General features: G+C 47.8%; 5 protein-coding genes. 4 read left to right on the forward strand and 1 reads right to left on the reverse strand.

Features of this window, described 5'->3' with window-relative positions; all coding sequences use genetic code 11:
* Nucleotides 1–149: 149 nt before the first annotated feature.
* The gene (locus ACOJTG_RS18050) at nt 150–1,427 is read right to left on the reverse strand and encodes a sensor histidine kinase (RefSeq protein ID WP_420155098.1); all 1,278 of its coding nucleotides are present in this window, start codon (nt 1,425–1,427) and stop codon (nt 150–152) included.
* A 442-nt stretch (nt 1,428–1,869) separates the two neighbouring features.
* On the opposite strand from ACOJTG_RS18050, the gene ACOJTG_RS18055 reads away from it, so the two are divergent.
* From ACOJTG_RS18055 to ACOJTG_RS18070, 4 genes are all read left to right on the forward strand, one after another.
* Nucleotides 1,870–3,462 (forward strand): ABC-F family ATP-binding cassette domain-containing protein, encoded by a 1,593-nt coding sequence (locus ACOJTG_RS18055; RefSeq protein WP_420155099.1) that lies wholly within the window; start codon nt 1,870–1,872, stop codon nt 3,460–3,462.
* A gap of 465 nt (nt 3,463–3,927) precedes the next feature.
* The gene (locus ACOJTG_RS18060; RefSeq protein ID WP_420155100.1) at nt 3,928–4,341 is read left to right on the forward strand and encodes a hypothetical protein; all 414 of its coding nucleotides are present in this window, start codon (nt 3,928–3,930) and stop codon (nt 4,339–4,341) included.
* A 157-nt stretch (nt 4,342–4,498) separates the two neighbouring features.
* Complete coding sequence (locus tag ACOJTG_RS18065) at nt 4,499–5,581, forward strand: efflux RND transporter periplasmic adaptor subunit (RefSeq protein ID WP_102202571.1); 1,083 nt, start codon at nt 4,499–4,501, stop codon at nt 5,579–5,581.
* Nucleotides 5,582–5,606: 25 nt separating this feature from the next.
* Nucleotides 5,607–8,538 (forward strand): efflux RND transporter permease subunit (locus tag ACOJTG_RS18070; protein WP_420155101.1); only part of this gene is annotated, 2,932 nt, incomplete at its 3' end.

An 8,538-nucleotide genomic window follows, 5' to 3' on the forward strand; every position in this document is an offset into this window, starting at 1 on the left:
TTGCCCACGCTTACCTAGCGAGCGAGATCAATTACGTACAGACTTCTTCTATTCGTATATCTGCCTCCTTAGGGATCAAAGGCGGATGATTTATTAGTAAGATAAGAACCATTGATTTCGACGAGTGGTACGCAAGCAAAACTCCTGATTCAGGAATGACTTTCCTGTTTCTGATTGATTAACAGACGAATACGAATCAGAGTGCCTTTTTCGCTGGTTTCAATTTCCATATTCGCTTTTAATAGCTCACATAAACGCTTGATGATAAACAACCCAATCCCTTCCCCACTACTTTCACTGCTTTGTTGGTTACTCAACCGAGTTGCGGGAACCTCCGGGTCCAGGATTTCTTCCTGGCTATGCGAGCTGGTCGAGTGTACGTGAGGTTGTAACTGTTGAGCTAAGAGGGACACGACTCCTTCTTTGAGCCCAGGACCCGTATCCTGCACACTTACCTGCCAGCGGGAATCCGTTTCCTGTACCCAGGTGACGTTTACCCATCCTTTCTCGGTATACTTGAGGGCATTGAGTAAGAGGTTTTGAATGATCCGTTCTACCTTCATGGGATCACCCACTACTACTAATTTCGGTGGACCATCGACATTCAGCTTCAGCTTTTTGGTTTTAGCCAGCCCTTCAAACCTTTTAATGATTTTCTGTAGTAATTCACTAGCATCGAAAGGCTGGCTCTCAATTACTTCTTGACCCGCTTCCAAGCGAGCATAATTCATCAGCTGCGTAAGCATATCTTCGGCCGCCCGAATATTTTTTGCCAGCATTTCCAGAAACTTTTGCCGATCCGACTCCTTTTTGGGCAGCTGTAAGGAAGCCGTAGCTCCCGAAATTAGTCCCAGATTACCGCGTAAATCATGCGAAACCTGCCGCAGGTGTTCCCCCCGTTGTTTCGTAATTTCCTCCAGGTTTTTCAGGGCATTTTCCAAGGTTCGTACCTGTTCAGCGGCGGCCGTTTGGCGAAGCTGATCAAAGTACAAAATGCTTCCCAGATTTAAATCTTTAGCTAACTGAAGAAGCTGGCGATGAGCATGAGTCATTACGTGTACTTGCGTATCCGGATACTGGTCCAGAAAGGCTTGGAATCGCTCCTGAATGACTTCATATAAATGACTCAATTCCCGCGACAATTCACTAAGTGAGTATCCACTTTGCCAGCGATGAAGCCCGTGCTCTTCGGAAAACTCAAGAACGTTGTTGTTTTTTGTCTCGCCTTTGATGCGTTGCGAGAGATAGTTAAGCAGACTGGGAATTTGATCGTTAAATTCTTCCCGCGAGAAGTTAGTATGCGTAGGTGAAGCCGGATCGCTAGCACACCGCATCCGCCAAGCGTTCAAAATAGTTTCCCGATTAGCAAAGAGATAATCTGTTAATAAATCGAGCTGGGTACTATATTCCGAGTTCTGTTTAGCCATTGGCGGGAAGATCTAAAGGATAAAACGTATTTAAGGATCCCTTAAACGATTTGCTTAATAAACCTTGAATGAACGAAAGAGTTTTGCATTCACGGATTTCAATCATGGCTAGCGGAACGGATTAAAATCCAGCCCCTAATTTTTCTACGCGTATCTTTTGCATTCATTCAATGCTCATACCTATCTTTGCCGCATCTTAAAAATTATTTCCATGTTATAGTTAAGTAATTCGGACGGGTACTCCCCTTTTATCACTTCTCTCTCACGAAGTTTAGATAGTAGTCCAATTCACCCCTACGCCCTGGTAGTGGGTTCTTACTTAGCCCTTATGTGATTCATCGTTTTTCTTCTTAGGCCGTAATCGAGTCATCCCTACCCAACGTTTCCGCCCCCAGTCGGGCCCGGATCGTCAATTCTTTTGATCTTTTTAAGCCTTACCTTCATGAGTATAATCGTGAACGCACTTTCCTATGTGCATGCCAACGGTGACGCCCTACTGGATTCGATCAGTCTTTCAGTGGCTACCGGGGAAAAAGCCGCTCTCGTCGGCAATAATGGCGTAGGAAAATCTACTTTACTACAAATCATTGCAGGCCAGCGGCAAGCCGCTCCGGGAGAAGTAGTACTTTCCGAGAAACCCTATTACGTACCCCAGCATTTGGGTCAATATGATTCATGTACCATCGCGGAAGTACTGGGCGTCGCAGAAAAGCTGAAAGCCCTGCGGGCCATCCTTTCAGGCGACGCAGCTGAAGTACATTTTGAAACACTGGCCGATGACTGGGAACTGGAAGAACGTCTTCAGGCGGCCTTTGAATCCTGGCACATCAAAACCCTCGATTTTGAGCAAACCCTCGGAGGACTAAGCGGCGGTGAAAAAACCAAGATTTTTCTGGCGGGTCTGCTTCTGCATTCGCCCGGTATTGTGCTATTAGACGAACCGACGAACCACCTAGATGGTCCGAGCCGTCAACGGTTGTACCATTGGCTTAGTCAAAGTAAAGCTACCGTACTCATCGTCAGTCACGATCGGGCTTTGTTGAATCAGTTGGATACTACTCTGGAACTAGGCAAGGGCCATCTGGAGGTATACGGAGGAAATTATGATTTTTACCAAGAACAGAAACAAATCCAGCGGGAAGCGTTAAAAGCTCAGGCCGATGAACATGAAAAATCCCTCAAACAGGCTCAGCAGAAAGCTCGTGACCTAGCCGAGCAACGCCAAAAACAGGAAAGCCGGGGTAAAGCTCAGGGGCAGAAACAAGCATTGCCCCGCATCATTGCCGGTAGTCGAAAAATCCAGGCCGAACAAAGCACGGCCAAGCTCAAAGAGGTTCATCAGGAAAAATTACAGGACTTATCCAGTCAGCTTCGCTCGGTACGTACCCAATTGCATCAGGTTCAGCCCTTACATTTAGTACTGGAATCTTCTGATTTGCACCAGGGAAAGCTGCTCATCGAAGCTCAACATCTCAACCAGCATTTGGGGGATTCCAGTCTTTGGCCAGAGCCCTTACAGTTCCAGATTCGTTCTGGCGACCGTATTCGAATTCAAGGGGCCAATGGATCGGGTAAAACGACCCTTTTGAAGCTAGCAACGGGTCAGCTTACACCTTCCCAAGGAACTGTAACGCAAGCGGATTTTTCGTACGTCTACCTTGATCAGGAATATTCATTCCTGGCCAGTGAACTGACGGTTTTTGAGCAGGTCCAACAGTTCAACAACCAACAATTACTGGAACATGCGTTGAAAAATCTCCTACACCAGCATCAGTTGCCGCGGGAAAGTTGGGATCGTACGTGTGATAGCTTGAGTGGCGGGGAGAAAATGAAACTGGCCCTCTGCTGTTTGCAGGTTAGCCAAAACCGACCGGATTTGCTGTTACTGGACGAGCCCACGAATAATCTGGACTTAACCAGTCAACAGATTTTCACGCGGGCCGTGAAAGATTTCCAGGGTTCCTTACTCGTGATTTCGCACGATGAATACTTTATTGAAGAAATCCAGGTGAATCGTACGCTTTCGTTGTCTTGAACAAAAAGCTCAGGTGGTCAGGTAGCTATCTGAGCTTTTACTCACCCTACGCTAATCATTGAGTAACCCTTTACATCCGCTTAGGGAGGTACGTTAGCGAAGCTCTGTCATTTGCTCAAATCTTACTAAAACCTAGTAAATATTGGAAAAAGTCAATTCATTCTTCTGTATAAACTAAAAAATAGGCTTAAAGGGGATTTTAAGCCCTTTTTAATACAAAATGCAGGGTCTTATTTCTTAAATGAATCTAATTTTGGTCAACCAAGCAGACGGTATTTCTCAGTATCTCTGATGTATAGCCCACTAGGATAGACTTTCGATCGAAACTTCCGAACTGCTTCCTGCATCTCCAGCTTCGTAAAATGCCTGATCGGTATCTCATTACAACGAGTAAAATGACTGAATAGCCTAAAATTGACCGGTTACCTACTAACACGTAAGCCGGTATGATTTTAACCAACGAGGATGAAGATTCGATTTTTCATATCGCTTTGTTTTCTCCTGTGGACAGGATGTAGCTCCTTATATGCGGCAACGTTTAAGGATGCTCTCCGCTATTCATCCCTTACCGTCGCTGGTTTCTGTGAAACGGCTCAGCCCGACACACCCGCCAATCTTCAAACGCTCCAATCAACCTCTTCCGAGGCTCGACACGGTAAAGCCAATCTGGAAGCAACCGAATTGAAAGAAGAGAAAGAAGATGAAAAAGGACAGTGGTCGCCTCACTCCATCGGTGCACATAATGCGTTTATTACTGTAGCGTATCTTCCTTTCTTTCGCTGGTTCGTTCGTTCTGAAACCGTGCAGCACCTTCAGGGTCATCAGGTTTCCTATAATTTCCCAGACCGTTACCTTTTCCTTCGCGTACTTCGCTTATGAGCTAAATCGGGTTTCCTAACTAAACCTGACCTTACATATCCATTACCCTCCATTTCAATTAACATCCCGCCCAGGGGATGTCCCTGGATTGTATTGTTTACACCTTCCATAATAACTACTTAGTAACCCGTATTCCGCTTTAAAAAGCAATACCCCTATGAATCGAATGCTCCTGCTGATGAGCTTGTGTGGCCTATTGTGCCTTGCAAGCTGCGAATCTAAACACGAAGAAAAGGAAGAGGAAACCAAATATCTGGTGACCAGTCCCGCCCAAATGGATACGCTGATTACGCAAAATTACGTATGCCAAATCCACTCCATCAGCCACATTGAACTTCGGGCTCAGGAAAAAGGCTATCTACAGAACATCTACGTGGACGAAGGAAAGTTCGTTAAGAAAGGACAGCTTCTGTTCCGTATCATGCCGAACCTGTACCAGGCCGAATTCCAGAAAGCTCAGGCCGAAGCCAAAGCGGCCCAGATTGAAGTAGATAACGTTAAGCCCCTGGCCGATAAGAACGTAGTCGCCAAAAACGAACTGGCGATGGCGATGGCGAAACTCGAAAAAGCCAAAGCCGAACTTTCCCTCGCTCATACGCATCTTGATTTTACTGAAATCCGGGCTCCTTTTGATGGCATCATCGATCGTTTTCAGGTACGGTTGGGAAGTCTGGTAGATGAAGGTCAATTGTTAACCACGCTCTCTGATAATCGCCAGTTGTGGGTGTACTTCAACGTACCGGAAGCCGAATACCTCAATTTCAGGGCTCACAACCAAAACCAGGACAAAATTAAGGTGAACCTCTTAATGGCAAACAATGAATTGTTTGCTCATCCCGGCGTAGTCGAAACCATTGAAGCGGACTTCAATAACGAGACGGGTAACATTGCTTTCCGGGCCACTTTCCCCAACCCTAAAGGTCTGCTTCGCCACGGCGAAACGGGTAATATTCAAATGGCCGTCCCGCTGAAAAACGCCCTCATCATTCCGCAGAAAGCCACGTTCGAGGTACTGGAAAAACGATACGTATACGTGGTGGGTAAAGACAACAAAGTACACTCGCGTGAAATTACCGTCGGAGCCGAGATGCCCGACCTCTACGTAGTCAAAGAAGGTTTAGCGGCTAATGACAAGATTCTTCTCGAAGGTATCCGTAAGGTACACGACAATGATAAAATCGCTTATAACTACGAGGACCCCAAATCGGTGATCCCGAAATTAAAAGTGTATACCGAGTAGTAGAAGCATTTAAAATATTCAGCGTATGTTTCGTCAATTCATTCATCGACCCGTACTGGCAATTGTCATTTCACTGGTCATCATATTAACGGGTATACTGGCCATCAACAGTCTGCCCATCTCCCAGTTCCCGGAGATTTCTCCCCCAATGGTTATCGTACGGGCGTCGTATCCAGGAGCGAGTGCCAAGGTACTGACCGAATCGGTGTTGATTCCGATCGAGCAGGCCATCAACGGGGTTCCGGGCATGAAGTACATGACTTCCGATGCTACGAGTGCCGGGGAAGCCAACGTTCAGGTCGTATTTAACCTGGGTACGAACCCCGATCAGGCGGTCGTCAACATCAATACCCGGATTGCTCAGGTACTCAACCGGCTACCCGTTCTGGTCCAACGCGAAGGGATCATTGTGAACCGGATCGTGCCGAACATGTTGATGTACGTCAACCTGTATAGTAAGGACCCGCACGCCGACATGAAGTTCCTCTTCAACTTTGCTGGGGTGAACATGTTACCCGAATTGCAGCGTCTGGGCGGGATTGGTCAAGCGAGTATCCTCGGTAGCCGTCAGTACGCCATGCGGATCTGGCTAAAACCCGACCGGATGCGGGCCTACAACATTTCGGCGGACGACGTGATGGAAGCTCTGAACGAGCAAAGCGTCATCGGATCGCCGGGTCGTTTAGGTCGAAGCGACGGGAAACGGGCCGAAGCTCTGGAATACGTACTGACCTATCAGGGCCGCTACAATGACGTGGAGCAGTACAAAAATGTGATCGTCAAGTCGAATCCGAACGGAGAAATTTTGTATCTGAAAGATGTAGCCAGCGTAGAGCTGGGCAGTGAATACTACGATATTTACTCTAACCTAAACGGCTATCCTTCGGCGGCTATTGTCCTGAAACAAACCTACGGTAGTAATGCCAGTGACGTAATCAAGGAAGTAAAAGACAAACTGGAGGAGCTGAAGAAAACGTCCTTCCCACCGGGTATGGATTACAAAATCAGCTACGACGTTTCCAACTTCCTCGATGCTTCCATTGAGGGGGTAATTCACACCCTGCGGGATGCGTTTATTCTGGTGGCTCTGGTGGTATTCATCTTCCTGGGCGACTGGCGTTCAACGCTGATTCCAACCATTGCAGTACCCGTATCGTTGATCGGAGCCTTTACCTTCATGCAAATGTTTGGGCTGACCATCAACATGATTACGCTGTTCGCTCTGGTACTGGCCATTGGTATCGTAGTCGATGATGCCATTGTAGTCGTCGAGGCCGTGCACGCCAAGATGGAGGAAAAGCATTTATCGCCCTACAAAGCGGTGAAGGAAGTACTGCACGAGATTAGCGGAGCCGTAATTGCCATTACGTTATTAATGACGGCGGTGTTCGTTCCGGTTGCCTTCATGACGGGTCCCGTAGGGATTTTCTACCGGCAATTCTCGATTACCATGGCTACGTCCATCGTACTTTCGGGTCTGGTTGCTCTGACGCTGACGCCGGTACTCTGTGCCATGATTTTGAAGAATAATCACGGCAAGCCTCGTAAGAAAACGGTACTGAACCGGGCTCTGGACAGCTTCAACCGCGGTTTTGATAAACTAACGGGTAAGTACACCGGCCTGTTACGCATGATCGTGAATCGTCGGGTGATCACCTGGGGTATTTTGCTGGTCTTTGGGTTGGGCATCTTCGGTATTTCCAGTACACTTCCGTCGGGCTTTATTCCCAGCGAAGATCAGGGGATGATTTACGCCATCATTCAGACGCCTCCGGGTTCTACCCTGGAACGTACCAACGATATTGGCCGTAAGCTTCAGTCTATTGCCGAGAAAGTGGAAGGTATTGAGTCGGTTTCTGCTTTGGCCGGTTACGAGGTATTGACGGAAGGTCGGGGTTCCAACGCAGGTACCTGTTTGATTAACCTCAAGCCCTGGTCAGAACGTCACCAGACGGTGAACGAGATCATCTACGAACTTGAAGAAAAAGCGAAGGCGATTCCCGGAGCGACGATCGAGTTCTTCGATCCGCCAGCCGTACCGGGTTACGGTGCTGCGGGTGGTTTCTCCCTCCAGTTGCTGGACAAAACCAACAGCGGCGATTACAACCAGTTGCAGAAAGTCACGAACGACTTTATGGCCGAGCTGAAAAAGCGGAAAGAATTGATGGGTCTCTTCACGTTCTACAGTGCGAACTACCCGCAGTACGAACTGGAAATTGATAACAAACTGGCCATGCAAAAGGGCGTCTCCATCGGTAATGCCATGAATACGCTGTCCATTCTGATTGGTAGTACCTATGAGCTGGGCTTCATCAAATTCCAACGCTTCTTTAAAGTATTCGTACAGGCCGCTCCCGAGTACCGTCGCTTACCGGACGATCTGTTGCAACTATACGTGAAGAACGATAAAGGTGAAATGGTACCTTTCTCAGCCTTCATGAAAATCAAGAAGACGCAGGGAGCCAACGAGATCAACCGCTACAACATGTATACGACGGCAGCCTTCCGGGGTGCTCCAGCCAAAGGATACAGTAGTGGCGAGGCCATCAAAGTCATCAAGGAAGTAGCGGCCAAAACGCTGCCGAAAGGATATGACATTGACTGGGCGGGTCTTTCGAAAGATGAGGTCATGCGGGGTAACGAAGCCATTTACATCTTCCTGATCGTACTGGTATTCGTTTACATGGTACTCGCCGCTCAGTACGAAAGCTTTATTCTGCCGCTGGCGGTTATTTTCTCACTGCCCGCTGGTATTTTCGGCTCCTTTGCTCTGATTAAAATGATGGGTCTGGCCAACGACATCTACGCTCAGGTAGGTCTGGTCATGCTGGTGGGTCTGCTCGGTAAAAACGCCGTATTGATTGTGGAGTTTGCCGTACAGAAACACCGCGAAGGGATGTCGGTTTTCAACGCGGCCATCGAGGGAGCCAAGGCTCGTTTCCGACCCATTTTGATGA

This window comes from Siphonobacter sp., from assembly GCF_048595215.1.
In the GTDB taxonomy this organism is placed as follows: domain Bacteria; phylum Bacteroidota; class Bacteroidia; order Cytophagales; family Spirosomataceae; genus Siphonobacter.

Coding starts and splice junctions, on each gene's coding strand:
- ACOJTG_RS18065 (WP_102202571.1), top strand. CDS start 4,499: ATGAATCGAATGCTCCTGCTGATGAGCTTGTGTGGCCTATTGTGCCTT.
- ACOJTG_RS18050 (WP_420155098.1), bottom strand. CDS start 1,427: ATGGCTAAACAGAACTCGGAATATAGTACCCAGCTCGATTTATTAACA.
- ACOJTG_RS18060 (WP_420155100.1), top strand. CDS start 3,928: ATGAAGATTCGATTTTTCATATCGCTTTGTTTTCTCCTGTGGACAGGA.
- ACOJTG_RS18055 (WP_420155099.1), top strand. CDS start 1,870: ATGAGTATAATCGTGAACGCACTTTCCTATGTGCATGCCAACGGTGAC.